15 protein-coding genes and 1 tRNA gene are annotated in these 17669 nt (G+C 72.8%); 6 read left to right on the top strand and 10 right to left on the bottom strand.

Annotation, left to right across the window (positions count from 1 at the left end; all coding sequences use genetic code 11):
• Positions 1–106: 106 nt before the first annotated feature.
• Both A949_RS0129130 and A949_RS0129125 read left to right on the top strand, forming a co-directional pair.
• Entirely contained in the window at positions 107–427 is a 321-nt protein-coding gene (locus tag A949_RS0129130; RefSeq protein ID WP_019359585.1) for an SMR family transporter, read from the top strand.
• A 188-nt stretch (positions 428–615) separates the two neighbouring features.
• Positions 616–1161, top strand: a complete 546-nt coding sequence (locus A949_RS0129125; protein ID WP_019359584.1) for a hypothetical protein — start codon at positions 616–618, stop codon at positions 1159–1161.
• Here the strand turns inward: A949_RS0129125 and A949_RS0129120 are convergent.
• A complete protein-coding gene (locus A949_RS0129120; RefSeq protein ID WP_019359583.1) occupies positions 1140–1985 on the bottom strand; it encodes an alpha/beta fold hydrolase in 846 nt (281 codons plus the stop codon). The two genes, A949_RS0129125 and A949_RS0129120, sit on opposite strands and share 22 nt — an antisense overlap.
• Positions 1986–2081: 96 nt before the next feature.
• On the opposite strand from A949_RS0129120, the gene A949_RS0129115 reads away from it, so the two are divergent.
• Positions 2082–2489, top strand: a complete 408-nt coding sequence (locus A949_RS0129115) for a MerR family transcriptional regulator (protein ID WP_019359582.1) — start codon at positions 2082–2084, stop codon at positions 2487–2489.
• A gap of 150 nt (positions 2490–2639) precedes the next feature.
• On the opposite strand, the gene A949_RS0129110 is transcribed toward A949_RS0129115, so the two are convergent.
• Positions 2640–3617 (bottom strand): putative RNA methyltransferase, encoded by a 978-nt coding sequence (locus tag A949_RS0129110; protein WP_019359581.1) that lies wholly within the window; start codon positions 3615–3617, stop codon positions 2640–2642.
• Positions 3618–4197: 580 nt separating this feature from the next.
• Between A949_RS0129110 and A949_RS0129105 the strand changes: the two genes are divergently transcribed.
• Positions 4198–4887, top strand: a complete 690-nt coding sequence (locus A949_RS0129105) for a DUF2637 domain-containing protein (protein ID WP_237735938.1) — start codon at positions 4198–4200, stop codon at positions 4885–4887.
• A 491-nt stretch (positions 4888–5378) separates the two neighbouring features.
• Positions 5379–6791, top strand: coding sequence for an MFS transporter (locus A949_RS0129100; RefSeq protein ID WP_019359579.1), 1413 nt, complete (start codon positions 5379–5381; stop codon positions 6789–6791).
• Positions 6792–7726: 935 nt separating this feature from the next.
• Here A949_RS0129100 and A949_RS0129090 read toward each other — a convergent pair.
• The 7 genes from A949_RS0129090 to galU all read right to left on the bottom strand — a co-directional run bounded on the left by A949_RS0129090 (position 7727) and on the right by galU (position 13837).
• Positions 7727–7803: transfer RNA gene (locus tag A949_RS0129090), tRNA-Ala, on the bottom strand.
• An 84-nt stretch (positions 7804–7887) separates the two neighbouring features.
• Complete coding sequence (locus tag A949_RS0129085) at positions 7888–9465, bottom strand: gephyrin-like molybdotransferase receptor GlpR (RefSeq protein WP_026005138.1); 1578 nt, start codon at positions 9463–9465, stop codon at positions 7888–7890.
• Positions 9466–9652: 187 nt separating this feature from the next.
• Positions 9653–10282, bottom strand: coding sequence for a GNAT family N-acetyltransferase (locus A949_RS0129080; RefSeq protein WP_026005142.1), 630 nt, complete (start codon positions 10280–10282; stop codon positions 9653–9655).
• A complete protein-coding gene (locus tag A949_RS34990) occupies positions 10279–10998 on the bottom strand; it encodes a MogA/MoaB family molybdenum cofactor biosynthesis protein (protein ID WP_019359575.1) in 720 nt (239 codons plus the stop codon). Before A949_RS34990 ends, A949_RS0129080 begins: the two co-directional genes overlap by 4 nt.
• Positions 10995–11510, bottom strand: a complete 516-nt coding sequence (moaC, locus tag A949_RS34985) for a cyclic pyranopterin monophosphate synthase MoaC (protein WP_019359574.1) — start codon at positions 11508–11510, stop codon at positions 10995–10997. The genes A949_RS34990 and moaC overlap by 4 nt, the downstream gene beginning before the upstream one ends.
• Positions 11511–11587: 77 nt before the next feature.
• The gene (gene glp / locus A949_RS0129065; protein WP_019359573.1) at positions 11588–12931 is read right to left on the bottom strand and encodes a molybdotransferase-like divisome protein Glp; all 1344 of its coding nucleotides are present in this window, start codon (positions 12929–12931) and stop codon (positions 11588–11590) included.
• Positions 12932–12934: 3 nt separating this feature from the next.
• The gene (gene galU, locus A949_RS0129060; RefSeq protein WP_026005137.1) at positions 12935–13837 is read right to left on the bottom strand and encodes a UTP--glucose-1-phosphate uridylyltransferase GalU; all 903 of its coding nucleotides are present in this window, start codon (positions 13835–13837) and stop codon (positions 12935–12937) included.
• A gap of 105 nt (positions 13838–13942) precedes the next feature.
• On the opposite strand from galU, the gene A949_RS0129055 reads away from it, so the two are divergent.
• Positions 13943–14557 carry a 5-formyltetrahydrofolate cyclo-ligase gene (locus tag A949_RS0129055; protein WP_037708065.1) on the top strand — a complete coding sequence of 205 codons (615 nt, stop codon included), beginning with the start codon at positions 13943–13945 and terminating at the stop codon, positions 14555–14557.
• A 204-nt stretch (positions 14558–14761) separates the two neighbouring features.
• Here the strand turns inward: A949_RS0129055 and A949_RS0129045 are convergent, their stop codons facing one another.
• Entirely contained in the window at positions 14762–17605 is a 2844-nt protein-coding gene (locus A949_RS0129045; RefSeq protein ID WP_019359569.1) for a penicillin acylase family protein, read from the bottom strand.
• Between the last annotated feature and the right edge of the window lie 64 nt (positions 17606–17669).

Genomic DNA, 17669 nt, shown 5'->3' with positions numbered 1-17669 from the left:
GATGGCGCCCGGAGCACCGGCGAGGCCGGGGCTTCGGGGGCGGGACCGAGTCCGGACGCCGGGCCCCGGTGGCATCGGCAGGGCGCGCGGAGCGAGGGAGTACCGGATGGGCCTGGCGTGGGGCGTACTGATCGTCTCCGGGTGCCTGGAGACGCTGTGGGCGACCGCTCTGGAGGCGTCGGACACTTTCCACCGGCTGTGGCCCTCGGTGCTCTTCCTGGTCGCACTCGCGGCCAGCATGGCGGGCCTGTCGTACGCCGTCTCGCAGATTCCGCTGGGCACCGCGTACGCGGTGTGGGTGGGGATCGGCGCCGTCGGCACGGCGCTCTACGGGATGGCCGTGCTGGGGGACGCGGTCTCCGTGGCACGGCTGCTGTGCCTGCTGTTGATCGTCGGCGGTGCGGTGGGGCTGAAGCTGCTGCCCTGAACCGGGCCCGCCGCCGCTCCGCGGCGCCCGGAGCGTGTCCCAGGGACGCCCTGACCGCCAATGGCCGTACCACTCGGGGACATTGTTTACATGCCCCTGCCATGCCGCTACGTTGACGCCCGACCACCGCCCCCGACACTCCGCGAGTCGTGCACCCCCCACCCCGTCCCTCGGGAAGGCAGGCACCCATGAGACCCACTCGCCACGCTCGGACCGCACTCCTCGGCGCCGCCGCGGCCGCCGCACTGGCGCTGACCGCGCCGGTGAACGCGCAGGCGGCACAGGCGTCCCCCGCGACCCAGCAGAGCCCCACGCGGGCCGCCGGGAGCCCGCAGCTCCTCGCGAAGCTGACGCACTCCCAGGCGACGTCCATCTTCCGGTCCGCCGGGATCACCTGGACGTCCAGCGGCGGCTGTTCGGACCGGAACAACTCCACCTGCACCTCGTTCCAGGGGCTCCGGTCGCAGACCGCGGACGGCGCCGTCACCCTCAAGAGGGCGTCCGGCTGTGCCGTCCGGCTGACCGGCGGCACGGAGACGGGGCACGCCTCCGGCACCTACAGCCACTGGAACGGCTACAAGCTCGACATGTCCCTCTCGAGCTGCCTGGACAACTACATCACCGGGGCCTTCACCTCCATCGGCGGCTCCAAGTGGAAGTCGGCCTCGGGCAACATCTACTACCGCGAGGGCAACCACTGGGACGTCACCTACTACAACTGCGGCGGCTGCTGAGCGGTACGCGCCGCGCCCTCCGGCAGCCCGGCGAGGAACTCCCGCACATGCCCGAGCCACACCTTGCGGTCCTGCTCGCCCAGGACATGGGCGCCGCCCGGGATCTCCACCAGGGCGGCGTCCGGAAGGGCGGCGGCGAGCCTGCGGGAGCTGTCGGGCAGGACGAGGCGGTCACCGGTGGGCACCGCCACCAGCGCGGGCACCCGGAGGTTCGCGAGATCGCCGCGCACATCGACCCGGCGCACCAGGTCGAAGTGGTCCACCGTGCCCGGCGGCAGCCCCTCCCGGGTCGCCGCGACGGCGTCCTCCAGCGTCTCGGCGGTGAGTGCGCCGAGTTCGCCGTCCGACAGCGCGGACTGGGTGGCGACGCGCGCGACCGCGTCCCACTCCCCGGCCCGCCCCAGGCGGGTGACGAGGGCGGCGGCGAACTCCAGGAGCGGGTCGGCCACCGCGAACCCGGCGGTCAGCACGAGCCCGGTCACCCGCTCCGGATGCCGCGCCGCGGCCCGCAGAGCGACCACCGTCCCCAGGGACTCCCCCAGCACGGTGAAGTGTTCGTGCCCCCGCGAGACCGCGGCCTGCACGAGGGCGTCCGCCAGCGTGTCCAGGTCGAGCGGCGCCGCCGCCCGGGGCGTGCCTCCGGCACCCGGGTAGTGCGGTCCGATCAGCGTGTGATCGGACGCCAGATCGTCCCGTACGTGCCCGAAGTTGGCTTCGATCCCTCCGCCGGCGCCGTGTGCGAGCAGCAGTGCGGGGCCGCTGCCGTGCACGTGTACATCCAGGGTCGGGAATGCGGCCGCGGCCGCGGTGTGCTTCTCGGTCATGCTCCAGAAGCTAAACTCCGACATCGGTGTCAGAGTCAAGCCGCGTCCGGGGCGGGATGCCTCCGGCGGCTCCGAGGAGGTCGACGTGCCGTGCGGATGAAGGAGATGGTGCGCCGTACCGGCGTCCACGAGCGGCTGCTGCGCTACTACGAGAAGCAGGGTCTGCTGAGCCCGCAGCGGCTGCCCAGCGGCTACCGCGAGTACCGCGAGACGGATGTCGACACGGTGCGCCGGGTGCGCTGCCTGCTGTCGGCGGGGCTGTCGACCTCGGCGATCGCGCAGATCCTGCCGTGCCTGCGGGACGAGGCTGATCGCCTCGTGCCGACCTGCCCCGACCTGGTGGGGCAGTTGCTCGCCCAACGCGACCGGATGACCGCGGAGATCGAGGCCCTGCACACCTCGCGCGGTCTGCTCGACGACGTCCTGGCCGCCACCCCCGACCGCCTCAAGCGGGCCGCTGCGGCGAACGCACCCGGGCAGGCGGGAGCGCCGCGGGCCGCGTAGCGGAGGCCACCGCACGGCACGGGGAGGCGGCGGGCCGGGAAGCGGCAGACGGGAGCGCCGCGCCCCGGAGCGCGGCGGCCGGGAAGCGGCGGACCGGACGCGGCGGTCGGCCGCTCGCCGCGCCGGGGCGGGCGGTGCCGGCGGAACGGATCAGCCGGCGGGGGGAAGCGGCCGGTACACCGAGATGCCGAACGACGCCGTGGCCTGCACCCGTTCCCCCAGTGCGGCGGCCCGCTCCCGCAGTTCCTCCGGCTCGACGTGCCGCGCGGCCGGTCCCATGGCGGCGAGGTTCGCCACGTCCGCGGCGGACAGTTCGAGGGGGTACTCCAGGTCCTCGGTCCGCTCCGGCGCGAAGTGCCCGGACAGGGTGCGCTCCAGGCGCTCGGCCTTGTCCGGGTCGACCTCCAGCAGGCCGAGCGCGCCACGCAGTTCCCGCAGATGCCGCCCGGTCGGCGTGACCACCACCAGCGCCCCGCGAGGCCCCAGCACCCTGCGGAACTCCGCGCCGTTGCGCGGCGCGAAGACGTTCAGCACGATGTCCGCGCAGCCGTCCCGGACCGGGAACGGCCGCCAGACGTCCCAACTGGCCGCGCCCGCACGCGGGTGGGCCCGTGCGGCCCGGCGCAGCGCGTGGGGCGACGCGTCGAGCGCCAGCCCGACCGCGCCGGGCAGGGCTTCCAGGACGGCGGCGAGGTAGTGCCCGGTGCCCGCCCCGGCGTCCAGCACCGTGCCCCCCGCGCCCTCCGCGGGGAGGCCGAGCGCGGCGGTGGTCCGGGCCAGCGCTCCGGTCAGCGGCGCGTAGTGCCCGGCTTCCAGAAAGGCCGTGCGGGCCAGCACCATGGCCGCGCTGTCGGCGTTCGCGGTGCGCTTGGCCCCGGAGAGCAGGCTGACGTATCCCTGCCGGGCGATGTCGAAGGTGTGCCGGTTCGGGCAGCGCAGCGATCGTTCCGCCACTGCCAGGGAGTCGCCGCAGACGGGGCACCGCACCGCCTCGACCAGTGCCCCCCAGGGGCCGCGGGGCGCCGGCTCGCGCCGCGCGGGCTGGTCGTGCGCATGACCGTCAGCGCGGCCGGCCTGCGCGCACTCTTCGTGCGTGTACGCGTCACGCGCGGCGGACGGTTCGGTCATGGGGCGGCAGCTCTCTCGGACGGCGGAGCCCCAGGCTACCGGCGTCCGGGAGAACTGCCGCCGGCTCCTCTTCCTGCCCGGCGGAATCGCGCATCCGCCGCAGCGAGCGGGGAGGCCACGCGCCGCATGGTGCGGTCGTAAATCCGGTGAAACGACATCCTGCACATCCGACTCTCTTCCGGCTGCTCCACGCAGGAGTGACATACGTGCGGAAAACCGCATACTCATAAGTCTGAGTACTGCACACAGGGGTTTCCGCCGGCTGGAGCATTCGTTGACCGGGATGTACCCGAGACGGTCATCCCCGTCATCCGCCCTCGCTGGTCGGCGCGGACGACCGGGGCGACGCGGCGTCGGTCACCACCAAGGGCGTCATGCGCGTGCGGGACCGGTCTCGACACAGTCGTCTGAACCTGCCCGCAGAGAAGAGAGTTCAGTCTTGACCGAGACGTCGCACTCGTACACGTCCTACGTACCCCCTGATCCGGACACCGGCTTCCCCGGGCGGAGAAAACCGGCTGAACCGGATGTGCACCCGGCCCACACCTGGGGGGCCGCGCCGGTCAGGAACGACAACGCCGTGCGACTGGACCCCACCGACACCGGGACCCTCGGGCTGACCCGTTTCGGCTCGCCGCACCCCGAGCGCGGCGAGCAGACCGACCACCACGGGGACCTGGACGCCGAACTCGCCCGGTTCCTCGACACGGTCGAGCAGGAGCGCCTGGCGGACTCCTCCGGTGCGGCCACCCGGGCCCGGCACCGCAAGGAACGCCCCCTGGAGCGGGCGAAGCAGCAGCAACAGCGGGGAGAACTGAGCTGGCGGCGGGTCCTGAGCGCCTTCTCGGTCACGCTCACCGCCATGATCGTCCTCCTGGTCAGCTTCCTGGGCGCCAAGGCGTCCTACCCGTCGCTCTACGACCTCGCCCAGGAGTCGGCGCCCCCGGGAGTCGCGCACGCCTGGCCGCTGCTGATCTACGCCCCCTGGGTCGCGGCCACGCTCTCGATTCTGCGCACCCGGGCCTACCGCCGCCGTACGGTGCACTCCTGGCTGGTCGTCCTCTTCTTCGCCGCCGTCGCCTCCCTGCTGTGCGTCGCCGACGCCCCGCCCACCCCGGCGGGCATCGCGGTGGCCGGCCTGCCGCCCATCACGGCGCTGCTCTGCTTCCACCAGCTCGTCCGACAGCTCGACCTGCCACCGGTCCCCACACACCCTTCACGGCACGCCCGCCCCACGCGCGGCACCAATCGCCACCGCTCGGCGGGCTGACCCCACGGCCCGCCGACCGGTGGTCACGGCATCGTCGACCCCGGCGGCGGACCGCCGCCCTGCGCACCCCTGCGTCGCCCCTGCCGCCGCGCTCCCCGGGTTCGTGCGCCACCGCCCGGCGGAGGCCCTCCGCACCCGGACCGCCCACTGCCGCCCCGGTGACTGCGGACCGGCAGGCAGGCGCCGTCGCGAATCAGGCGACCGTCCGCCCGCGCACAGGCCGACCGGGACAGTTCGCTCCCGGACACTGACCGACCAGCATTATCGGAACGGTGGTTCCTTTAAAGGCTTTCTCGTGCTACCTTCGCGGGCATAACGGAACACCAGTCCCGTTACATTCTCGGCGCCCCGCCCTGGACGCATCACGCATCCGCCGCACCGCCCGCCGCACCCTCGACCGCAGCGGTCCACCGGAAGGAAGTCCTGTCATGCCTACAACAACGCCGGAGTCGACCTCGCCGACCCCCGACGTCAGGGCGGTGCCGGAGCCGATGGCCGCACCCCGGCAGCTCACCGGGCGGCTGAAGGTGATCCTGGCCGTGCTGCTGGTCGCCCAGTTCATGCTGGCCGTCGACTTCTCGATCCTGAACGTCGCGCTGCCCGCGATCGGCGACGGGCTCGGCTTCCCCCTCGCCGACCTGCAGTGGATAGCCACCTCGTTCGCACTCGCCGCCGCCGGTTTCACCCTCTTCCTCGGCCGCATCAGCGACCTGGTCGGCCGCAAGAGGATCTTCATAGCCGGCCTCGCGCTGCTGGGCCTGTCCTCCCTCGTCGGCGGCCTGGCCACCAGCCCGGGGGTGCTCCTGGCCGCCCGCGTCGCCCAGGGCCTGGCCACGGCCGCCGCGACACCCGCGGGGCTCTCCCTGCTCACCACGGCGTTCCCCGAAGGCCCGCTGCGGCAGAAGGCACTGGGCATCAACGGCGCTCTCATGTCCGCGGGGTTCACCACCGGCGCCGTCCTCGGCGGAGTACTGACCGACCTGCTCTCCTGGCGCTGGGCGTTCTTCCTCAACGTCCCCGTCGCGCTCGCCGTCGTCCTCGTCGCGCCAGTCGTCATCCGGGAGCCCGCACCCGCCGCCCGGCCCCGGCTCGACCTGCCCGGCGCCCTCACGGTCACCGGCGGACTGCTCGCCCTGGTGCACGGCCTCACCCAGGCCGGCGAGCACGGTTGGACCGCCCCGCACGCCGTGGCCGGCCTCGCCGCGGGCGCCGCGCTGCTGGCCGCGTTCTTCGTGATCGAGCGCAGGGTGGCCCAGCCGCTGGTCCCGCTCAGGGTCCTGGGCCGGCGCAACGTCGCCTGGGGGAACGTGCTCGGGCTCCTCGCCTTCGCCACCGAGACCTCGCTGGTCTACCTGCTCACCCTCTACCTGCAGAAGACTCTCGGCTTCACACCGCTCACCGCAGGCGTCACCTTCGGCGTCCTGGGCATCGGCACCGTCCTCGGCGGACTCGCCGCGCCGAAGGCCATCGCCCGGACCTCCACCCTGACCGCCCTGGTCGGCGGCGGCCTGCTGCAGGCGGTCGCCACCGCCGCCCTCCTCTTCCTGGGCACCACCACCGGTGCCGCGCTGGGCCTGCTGCTGCCCGCCACGTTCCTCGGCGGCGTCGGCAACATGCTCGTCATCGTCGGCTTCATGGTCACCGCCACCAGCGGCCTCCCGGACGCCGAACAGGGGCTGGCCACCGGTCTCGCCTCGATGTCCCAGCAGGTCGGCATCACCATGGGCACGCCGGTCATGTCCGCCGTCGTCACCGCCGGCACCGCGGGCGCGACCACCGCCACCGCGATCCACCACGGAGTCACCACCGCCATCGCGGTCGACACCGCACTCGTCCTCCTCGGCACCGTCCTGGCCGCGCTCTTCCTCCGCACCCGCACGCCGCAGGACACGACGCACGCCTGACCCCGCCCCCTCGGTGCACCCGCACCTCCGACCGGACCTCCCGGCGACCGGGCCCTCCAGACCCCGAGACGTCCGGGTCCCGGCACCTCCCGGGGCCCGGACTGCCGCACACCCGCGGCCCCGACGAACCGGCACACCGCAACCCCCGCAACCCCCCGCCCCGGTGCCCGCACTTCCGCGCCACTTCGCCGAGCTGCGCGACGGCACCCACGCCGGACACCGACCGGTCGCCCGCCTGAGCAACGGCCCGGCCCGCGCCGCGCCGCCGGCTGATCACGTAGGCGGGTCGGGAGTGAAGGCGTACACGCGGACCGGATCGAGGTGCAGTTCGTGGGGGCCTATGCAGTCCGCCGCGAGGGTGGCCAGACGCGTTCCGCAGGCACATGCCATGTTGCGACCTCCGGTGCCGAGCGGCCCACAGCACCCCCAGTGGTCAGTCGAGGCCCCGGTCAACTGGACGGTGGACACGTCATCTGGATGAACGACGACGGAATTCCGGGGCCCGGCGGACACCGTGCCGGTCATGTCGGGCGGCATGAGGAGGGCGCGATTCCCGGAAGGCTTCGGGTGCCGGGAGTCCGGGGCCACGAAGGGTGCTCCCCACGGCTCGGGATCGACGGCGTAGTGGCCGCGCGGGACGGTCGAGGGCGCGAGCCAGGTCTTGCGGTCGCGGTCCCCGTCACTCACGGAAGCGTCCGGAACAGCGGGAAGCTTCTGAAGGTCCGGTGTGAGCCGGGCACCGCACTTCGCGCAGTGGAAGACCGTCATGCCGACCGTTCCACCTCACCGTCCCAGTCGGCCACGACCGCGTTTCCACCCGCTCCAGGACGGCACCGTCCTTCGCCGCGCTGCGACCGCTCTGCGACCGCTCTGCGACCGCTCTGTACGACACGAAAGAGCCCCCGCCGGATGACTCCGACAGGGGCTCTGACGTGTGGTGGACCTGAGGGGATTTGAACCCCTGACCCTCTCGTTGCGAACGAGATGCGCTACCGGACTGCGCCACAGGCCCTTGCGACAGATGAAACACTAGCACCCTCGCCGGGACGGGAGGAAATCCGTTCCCGGGCCTCCCGCGGAACCGTCCACGGCGGACTCACTCGTTGGCGGCGCGGGGTCGCCGTTCGCCTTCGTACTGGTCGAAGAGGGGTGTGCGGTCGCGGTCGGCGGCGGTTTCGTCCTCGGCCGCGGGGTGCGGCCCGGCGGCCGGGACACTGCTGGAGCGGGCCGAGCTCCAGGCGTCGGGAGCCTCCAGGTCGACGCCGCGCGTCGCACGGGGTGCCACCGGGGCACTGACATAAGTGGGCAGCGGTACGGGCACCGGGTCCCAGCCCTCGCCCTCGGAGGAATCCCTGTCCCGTGCGCGCTGCTGGTCGACCCACTCGGCGTGGTCGGTCTGCTCGACCAATGCGCGGCGCTCCGCCGCCTCCTGCTGTTCGGCCCGGGCCCGGGCCTCCGGGGGCGCACCCGCACGGTCAGCAGCGGGGGCTTCCGGACGTGCACCGCTGTGCTCGGCTCCGCGCCGGGGCGCCGCGGCCGGAGGGCCGCCGACCCGGGAGCGGCGCTCCTCACGGGGGTGCTGATCTTCGCCGTGGCGCCGGCCCTGGCGGCCGGTGGCGCCGTCGCCCTCCGTGCGCGCCGGGAGGCCCGGCTCGGTGTCGGTGTGCAGCGCCTCGGCCCGGCGGCGCTCCGCCGGTCCGGCGTCCTCGTACGGCCGTTGGGCGCGCAGACTGCGCGCCGCCGCTTCGGCCCGGCGCCGGTCCATGGTGAAGGCGAAGCGGCGCCGCTCCTGGACGCGGAGGTGGACGATGTAGACGCTCAGCAGGACGGCGGGGACGGCGGGCACCCACAGCAGGGCGAGTCCGCGGACGGCCGCCACGACCGTGCCCACGGTGAACGCGAGGAAGAGCAGCATCGTCGTGCGCCGCCGCCGCGCGAGCAGCTTGGCGCGCTTGGCCTGCTTGGCACGCCGTCCCGCTCCCTGCGCGGTCCGGGAGTCGGCGGTCTGCGGGCGCGCCGTCCCCGCCCGCTCGGCCGCGTTCGTGCGGGACCGGTCCGGACCGCTGCGGTCGGGGCCCTGCTGGTCGTACCGGGCCTCCCCCGGCTGCTCCGAGGGGCGGCCCGGTGCCCTCGCCGGAGCCGTCCCGGGCCCTGCCGCACCGTCGGTGTCCTCCGGACCGCCGTGGCCGCCGTGCGCGGCGGCGGTGCCCGGACGGCCGCTCCGGCTGCCCGGGCGGACCGTTCCGGTGTGCCGGCTCTCCGCACGGTGCGCGTGCACCGCGGTCAGCGCTTCGGCGCCGGGGGCGCCGACCATGGTCTTGGGGTCGGCGAAGGCCCGGACGTCCACCGCTTGCTCGGTGGCGGCGTCCGGGTCACTCCGGTACGCGTCACCGTCGGAGCCGTACGCGGCGGAGGGGCCGGGCTCGTGCTCGGCGCCGGCTCTCCGTGCGTACGGGTCGTCGGCCGCCCACCCCTCGCGGACGCGGCGCCGTTCCGCCTCTCTGGCGTAGCGGCGCTCCATACCGGCCTTGCCGGACAGCAGCCGGATGGCGGTGCTGAAGCGTTCCGTCGGACGGGCTTCGTTCAACTCGTCCTGGCGACGAAGCCACATCGGCACCAAGTAGGCGGCCCAGGCCCCGACGATGACTGCGTAGATGAGGCCACTGCTGCTCACCCTCACACGGTAGAGGGGATTACGTGAGCCCATCTGCCAAACAGCCCGGCGTGTTGCACGATCTGGCCGATCCGTCGAACTTTTTTTGTGACCGGCGGCCCGGGACTATGCGGAATCGGCCGGGAAATGGCCGGAACGCGCGGGCGCGGGAATCCCGTCTCTCCGACCGACCCCACAAATCGAACGTCTATTTTATTTCGGTGGAGTGGCCGGGCCTCGACCGGTGCCAGCGGGTCAGCAGGCCCTCCGGGACCTCCTCCACGGTCAGGGCGAACACCAGGTGGTCACGCCAGGCACCGTCGATGTGCAGATAGCGCGGCCGGATTCCTTCCTCTCGGAAGCCGAGCTTTTCCACCACGCGACGGCTGGGGAGGTTCTCGGGGCGGATGCAGACTTCGACCCGGTGCAATCCGACAGTGCGGAAGCAGTGGTCCACGACCAGCGCCACTGCCGTGGGCATGACGCCCCGTCCCGCCACCGCGCGGTCCACCCAGTAGCCGATATGGCCGGAGCACATGGAGCCCCAGGTGATACCCGCCACGGTCAACTGCCCCGCGAGCCGCCCCTCGTGCTCCACCACGAACGGCAGCATCCGGCCGGCCTGCGCCTCGGTGCGCAGATGCCGCACCATCTGGCGGAAAGTGGGGCGGCGCGGCGGCAGCTGGCCGGGCGGCGCGGGCGGAATCGTGGCCTCCCAGGGACGCAACCATTCCCGGTTGCGCTGGTTGACCTCCCGCCAGGCGCGCTGGTCGCGCAACTTTATGGGGCGGAGGGTCGTGGAACCGTCCGCCAGCTCGACCGGCCATGGGGCGTTCAGCGGGCGTCGTCCCCTCTGTGCCCGCCGGACCGCCGCGGGGAGACCGGCTCGGCGGGACGGTCCGGCTCGGCGGGGTGGTCGCCGCCGTGGATCTGGTCGACGGCATGCGGCAACAGCCGGGCCAGAACGGCCATCCCGTCCTTGACGCCGCCGGTGGAGCCCGGGAGGTTGACGACGAGAGTGCGGCCGGCCACCCCCGCGACACCGCGGGAGAGCGCAGCCGTGGCCACCTTCGCCGCTCCTTCGGCACGGATGGCCTCCGGGATGCCGGGGATCTCCCGCTCCAGGACGGAACGCGTCATCTCCGGAGTCCGGTCGGTCGGGGAGATGCCGGTGCCGCCGGTCGTCAGGACGACGGCGTAGCCCGCCGCCACCGCCTCCCGGAGCACCTCGCGGACGGGCTCGCCGTCCGGCACCACGCGCGGCCCGTCCACGGCGAACCCCATGGTCTCCAGGCCCGCCACGAGCAGCGGCCCGCCCTTGTCCTCGTAGACGCCCGCCGCAGCACGGTTGGAGGCCGTCACCGCGAGCGCGCGGTACGGCCGCGGAGCCGCGGAAGCGCTCGCGGCGGGGCCGTGGGATGCACGGTGGGCGTGCGGCGGTGCCCCGCCACCGTGGTCGTGCGCGGTGGTCCCGCCTCCGTGACGCCGGGCAGCGGTCTCCTCCCCGCGGCCGTGCGGGGCCGACCCGCTCCCGCGGTGCTCGGGACCGCTCATGCGCCCTCCTCGCCGGCCTCGTCGGCGTGCGGCTGCCGCGCCCAGTTCCCCGACGCTCCACCCGCCTTCTCCTCCACCCTGACATCGGTGACGACCGCGGACTTGTCCACGGCCTTCACCATGTCCACGACCGTCAGTGCGGCGACCGTGACCGCGGTGAGGGCTTCCATCTCGACACCGGTGCGGTCCGTGGTCCGCACCCGGGCGGCGATCTCCACGGCGTCGTCGGCGACCGACAGGTCGACCTCGACCCCGGAGACGGCGAGCGGGTGGCACAGGGGGATGAGTTCCGGAGTCTTCTTGGCGCCCATGATCCCGGCGATCCGGGCGGTCGCCAGAGCGTCGCCCTTGGGCACGCCCTCGCCCCGCAGCAGCGCGACCACCTGCGGTGCGACGAGCACCCGCCCGGTGGCGCGGGCCGAGCGCGCGGTGACGTCCTTCTCGGACACGTCGACCATCCGCGCGGCCCCGGACGCGTCGACGTGGGTGAGGTGTTGCTGAGGGCTGGTCATGGTTCTCCCGGTCCTGTGCTGTGCCCGGACACGGTACCGGCAGCGGCCGGTGCGCGGTCTGCCGCGTCCTGCCACGGTCAGTCCAGGGGAACGACGGTCACTTCGTCACCGGGGGCGACGCGGCCGGTCCCCTCCGGGATGTCGATCAGCGCGTTGGCGTGCGCGAGGGCGGCGATCAGGTGGGAGCCGGAGCCTCCGACCGCGCGGACCGTGCCCGCGTCGTCCCGCTCGGCGGACGGGGTGAGGTCGCCGCGGAGGAACTGCCGCTTCCCTTCCGGCGAGGTCAGCGCGGTGTCCCCGGCCAGCCGGGCGCGCACGCTGTGGCGCCGGACGGGCTTCTGGCCCATCAGGTGACGCAGCGCCGGGCGGACGAACAACTCGAAGGAGACATAGGCGCTCACCGGGTTGCCGGGAAGAGTGAGGATGGGCGTGCGGTCGGGCCCGATCAGACCGAAGCCCTGGGGCTTGCCCGGCTGCATCGCCAGCCTGCGGAACTCCACCGTGTCGCGCGCCGGATCGTCCGCGCCGTCCTCCTCCTCGCCGCCGCGGAAGGCGTCCACCTGGGAGAGCGCCTCCTTGACCACGTCGTAGGCGCCGACGCTCACCCCGCCGCTGGTGACGACGAGGTCGGCCCGGATGAGCTGGTCCTCGATGGTGGCGCGCAGCGTCTCGGCGTCGTCGGCCACCGCACCGACCCGGTAGGGGATGGCTCCGGCCGCGCGTGCGGCGGCGGTCAGCACGAAGCTGTTGGCGTCGTGGATCTGTCCGGGGCCCAACGCTTCGCCCGGCGCGACCAGTTCGCTGCCGGTGGAGAGGACGACCACCCGGGGGCGCGGGCGCACCACCACCGAGCCGCGGCCGACGGCCGCCAGCAGACCGACCTGCGCGGGCCCGAGAACGGTGCCGGCCCTGAGCGCGACAGTGCCCGCCTCGACGTCGCTGCCCTTGGCCCGTACATGCTGACGGGCGGCGACCGGACGGTGCACGCGCACCTGGCCCGCGGCGCCCTCCGGCGCGGCACTGTGCGCGGCCATGGCGTCCGCGGGGCCGCCGCCCGTGCCGCCGTCGGTCCACTCGACCGGGACGACGGCCTCCGCGCCGGGCGGCAGCGGCGCGCCGGTCATGATGCGGGCCGCCTCACCGGAGACCACGACCGGCAGTCCGGAGCTCCCGGCGGCGATGTCGCCGACCACGCTGAGCACCGCGGGGAACTCCTCGCTGGCGCCGCGGACATCGGCGGTCCGTACCGCGTAGCCGTCCATGGAGCTGTTGTCGAACGGCGGGAGCGCGGCGGGGACGATGACGTCGTCGACCAGGACGCAGCCCTGCGCGTCGAGCAGGTTCAGCTCGATGGGGTCCAGCGGGCGGACGCTGCGGAGGATGTCCTCCAGATGTTCCTCGACCGACCAGGTCTTGCTCACGACTCACATCTCCTCGGTGACGTATCCACGCAGCCACTCCCGGAACTCCGGGCCCAGGTCCTCACGTTCGCACGCGAGCCGGACAATGGCACGCAGGTAGTCCGCCCGGTCCCCGGTGTCGTAGCGGCGCCCGTCGAAGACGACTCCGTGCACCGGACCGCCCACCGACTCGTCGCTGGAGAGGGTCTGCAACGCGTCGGTGAGCTGGATCTCGCCGCCTCTGCCGGGCTCGGTCTTGCCGAGCACCTCGAAGACGGCCGGGTCCAGCACATAGCGGCCGATGATGGCCAGGTTGCTGGGCGCCTCCTGCACCGGGGGCTTCTCCACCAGGTCCGAGACCCGGACCACGTCCCGGTCGGAGGTGGCGGCGGCCGCCGCGGCGCCGTACAGGTGGATGCTGCCGGGATCGACCTCCATGAGCGCCACCACGCTGCCGCCGCGCTCCTCCTGCACCTCGATCATCCGCGCGAGCAGGGGGTCGCGGGGGTCGATCAGGTCGTCGCCGAGGAGGACGGCGAAGGGCTGGTCCCCCACGTGCGGGGCTGCGCACAGGATGGCGTGGCCCAGGCCGCGCGGGTCGCCCTGGCGGACGTAGTGCATGGTGGCCAGGTCGCTGGACTCCTGCACCCGGGCGAGCTTCCCGTCGTCACCCTTGTCCCGCAGGACCTGCTCCAGTTCGTAATTGCGGTCGAAGTGGTCCTCGAGGGGCCGCTTGTTGCGTCCGGTGACCATGAGCACGTCCGAGAGACCGGCCGTGACGGCCTCCTCGACCACATACTGGATCGCGGGCTTGTCGACGACCGGGAGCATCTCCTTGGGTGTGGCCTTTGTCGCGGGCAGGAAGCGCGTGCCCAGGCCGGCGGCGGGGATGACTGCCTTGGTGATCCGTGAGCGGGGAGTAGTCATGTCCCGCACCATAACCGGTCACTTGATGGGAAAGATAAGCGTCCACGGCGTTTATCGCGTTTGTTGGGTTTGTTGCGTTTCACGCGCGGAAGGAAAGGACGCTCCATGGGCGACCCGGAGACCGTCGGTGACAGTAGTAAGCGCGCATTGCGCCGGGCTGTCCTGCGGGTGAGGAAAACCTTGACCCCCGGTGACCTGGATGCGGCCGCGCACGCGCTGGCCCGGCAGGTACTGGAGCTGCCCGGCCTTCCTGCTGCCGCGACCGTCGCCGCATACGCGTCGGTGGGCAGCGAGCCGGGCACCGGTCCGCTGCTGGAGGCACTGCGCGAACGCGGTGTGCGCGTGCTGCTGCCGGTGCTGCGCGAGGACGACGACCTCGACTGGGCGGTCCACGAAGGCCCCGGGACGCTCGTCCCGGCCGGGCGCGGACTGCGGGAGCCGTCCGGACCGCGGCTCGGCCCCGAAGCGGTCGCACAGGCCGACGCGGTCCTGCTGCCGGGGCTGGCCGTGGACCGGGGCGGACTGCGGCTGGGGCGGGGCGCGGGGTGCTACGACAGGGTGCTCGCCCGGCTGGCGGCCCGCGGCGCGCAGCCGGTGTGCGCGGTGCTGCTGTACGACGGCGAACTGGTCGACCGTATCGACGGCGAGGAGCACGACCGGCGGGTGCCGACAGCCGTGACCCCGAGCGGCGTGCACCACTTCCAGGCCACGGAAGGCTGACGGGGCCACCCCACCGTCGGCGACCGGCCCGGGCCGACCGACCCGGGTGCGCCGGACGGACCGGGCGGGGCCGGCGCGCCGTCGGCCACTTGCGCGGCGCCGGCCCCTCCGACCGCGCCGACCGCGCCGACCGCGCCGACCGCGCCGACCGCACGACGGTGGCCCGGCACAAGCGGTACGTGCCGGGCCACCGTCGTGCACACGTCAGGGCGTGAGCGCCATCTGGTCCTCGGTCGCCTTGTCGACCGCCTTCTCGCTGTAGGGCCACTTGAGGAACTCGCCCTTGGCCCACTTGTCGGTCTGGTCGGTGTAGTGCGCGTTGTAGGCGTGCCCGGAGGCACCGGTGAGGTTGATCCACCGCGAGTTGTCCAGGTCGCCCATGTCGACGACCATCCGCATCGACGGCACCCAGATCACGTCGTATCCGCCGGCCGCGTTCCAGCCGGTGGCGTTGACGGCCGCCTCACCGCCGCCCAGGTCCCAGGGGCCGCGGTTGAGGAGCCACTGCATGAATCCGGGGCCGCTGGTGCCGATCGTCTGGTTCTTCAGCATCAGCCGGTGCAGCCTGCCCCAGCTCCAGGTGTCGATGTCCTTGCCGAGCTTGGAGGTGAGCTCCCAGCGCGCGTCCTTCATGGCGTGCGCCAGCAGGTCGTCGCGGTTCCTGTCGCCCTTGCGCACCGAGGTGTCGCGGGTCTTCCACCACTCGCTGTCCGGCTGCTTGAGCAGCTTGCGCACGACCTCGAACCAACGGTCCCCGCCGTCGGGCTGCGCGGAGTCCGCCGAGCGCTGCCCGCACTCGCGCACCAGCCGCTGGTTGCCGTTCAGGTCGTCCACCGGGCCGGAGTCGTCGGAAGGTGCGACGTACAGGCAGTCGCCCTTGACGCGCAGTGCCTTGGGGAGCTTGTCGCCGAAGGCCAGCTTGAGGAGGTTGCGCCAGACGGCGTTGAAGTAGGCGGCGGGCGCCGAGTCGGAGTCCTGGGTGTAGTCCCAGCCCTCCAGCAGCTTCTGCGCGTTCCGGACGTACTTGTCGCGGACCTCGATCTTCAGCAGGTAGGGCACCAGCAGCTTGGCGATCTCGCTGCTGTTGTCCATCTGCATCGTCTCCATGTCGTCCATGGAGATCTTCCCGCCGTCCTTGATCTTCGACTGGACGAGGTCGTCGATCCGCTGGCTGCGCGCGCCGTAGCCCCAGTCGTCGGTGAGCAGGTACGGGTACTTCTCGCGGTCCACGACGGCCTGGTTGGCGGTCACGATGTAGCCGCGCTCGGGGTTGTACTCCCACGGCAGGGCGCGCTGGGGGATGTATCCCTTCCAGCGGTAGCGGGGATCCCAGCCGGGCGCCGGGTAGCGCCCGTCGCCCTTGCCGCGCACCGGGATGCTGCCGGGGGCCTGGTACCCGATGTTGCCCTTGGTGTCGGCGTAGATGAGGTTCTGCGAGGGGACGGCGAACTCGCGGGCCGCCGCGCGGAAGTCGGAGAAGTCGGCGGCCCGGTTGAGCTTGAAGACCGCGTCCATGGTCTTGGAGGGCTCCAGCGCGGTCCATCGCAGGGAGATCGCGTAGCCGTCGCCGCGGTCGGGCGCCGCGTTGCCCACGGGGGCCGTGTCGCCGACCTTGCGCAGTTCCTTGTTGCGGTCCGAGACGATCGGGCCGTTGTTCGTCTCGCGGACGGTGATGGTCCGGTCCTTGCCGCCGGCGACCTTGATGGTCTCCTCACGGGTACGGTACGGGACCTCCTTGCCGTCGTAGAGGTACTTCCCGTCGCGGACCTTCTCCAGGTAGAGGTCGGTCACGTCGGCGCCGAGGTTGGTCATGCCCCAGGAGATGTGCTGGTTGTGGCCGATGACGACGCCGGGCATGCCGGAGAAGGTGAAGCCGGAGACGTCGTAGGGGCAGGACTTGTCCAGCGAGCGGCAGTGCAGGCCCATCTGGTACCAGACGGAGGGCAGTTGCGGCGCCAGGTGCGGGTCGTTGGCCAGCAGCGGCTTGCCGGTGGTCGTGTACTTGCCGGACACCACCCAGGAGTTGGACCCGATGCCGCTGCCGTTCGGCCCGAGCAGACCGGGGATCTCGTCCAGCTTGTCGGCCACCGCACCCATCTGCGTGGTGGCACCCTCAGCCGCCTCGCCGGCCCCCTGGGTGCTATCGGAGGCCCCGGGAGTCCCCGTGCCGCCGCCGGTGCCCGCAGCGGGCTGCCCGGTGTCTCCGGCGCCCGTCCCGGATCCCGTGCCCGTCCCGTTGCCCGTGCCCGTCCCGGTGCCGTTGCCGGTGCCGGTATCCGATCCGGCCTCGCCGCCCTCGGCCTTCGGGTCGAACTTCTTGGTGGCGGGGTCGACCGATCCCTGGCCCACGATCGGCTTGTTCCGGTCGACGGGGTACTCCGGGTACAGGTCCTCGATCTGGTCCTTGTCCAGGCGGCCGGTCATCAGCGCCCGGTCGACCTCGTCCGACATGTTGCCCCGCAGGTCCCAGGCCATCGCCTTGAGCCAGGCGACCGAGTCGACCGGGCTCCAGTCGGCGGGCTGGTAGTCCTCGCCCGCCAGGTCCAGCGCCGCGTACTCCACGGAGAGCGCGGAGCCCTTGTGGTCCTTGAGGTAGGCGTTGACCCCGGCGGAGTACGCCTTGAGGTAGTCCCTGGTCTCCTCGGGGAGTTGCTTGTACTCCTTCTCCGCCACCCGGCGCCAGCCCAGGGTGCGCAGGAAGGCGTCCGTCTCCACCTGTCCGTCGCCGAACATCTCCGAGAGCCGCCCGGAGGTCATGTGGCGGCGTACGTCCATCTCCCAGAAGCGGTCCTGCGCCTGGACGTAGCCCTGCGCCAGGAAGAGGTCCTTCGCGTTGTCCGCGTAGATCTGCGGGATGCCGCTGCCGTCCCGTTTGACGCTCACCGGTGCGGCCAGACCCTTGAGTTTGAGCGAACCGGTGGTCTGGGGGAAGGAGTCGCGGACGGTGCTGATGCCCCAGTAGGTGCTGCCGCCGACGCCGGCCACCAGCAGCAGCACGACGACGATCACGATGAGGCGGGCGCGTCGCGAGGTCTTCTTGGCGGGCATCGCTGTCCTTAGCGGGGCAGGGTGGACCGTTACGAGGGACCGGACGGGCCCGGTCCGTACGGAG

The sequence above is a fragment of the Streptomyces sp. AA1529 genome, from assembly GCF_000280905.1.
In the GTDB taxonomy this organism is placed as follows: domain Bacteria; phylum Actinomycetota; class Actinomycetes; order Streptomycetales; family Streptomycetaceae; genus Streptomyces.
Note: the sequence above shows the minus strand (reverse complement) of the source record. Positions and strands in the feature narration are given on the sequence as shown.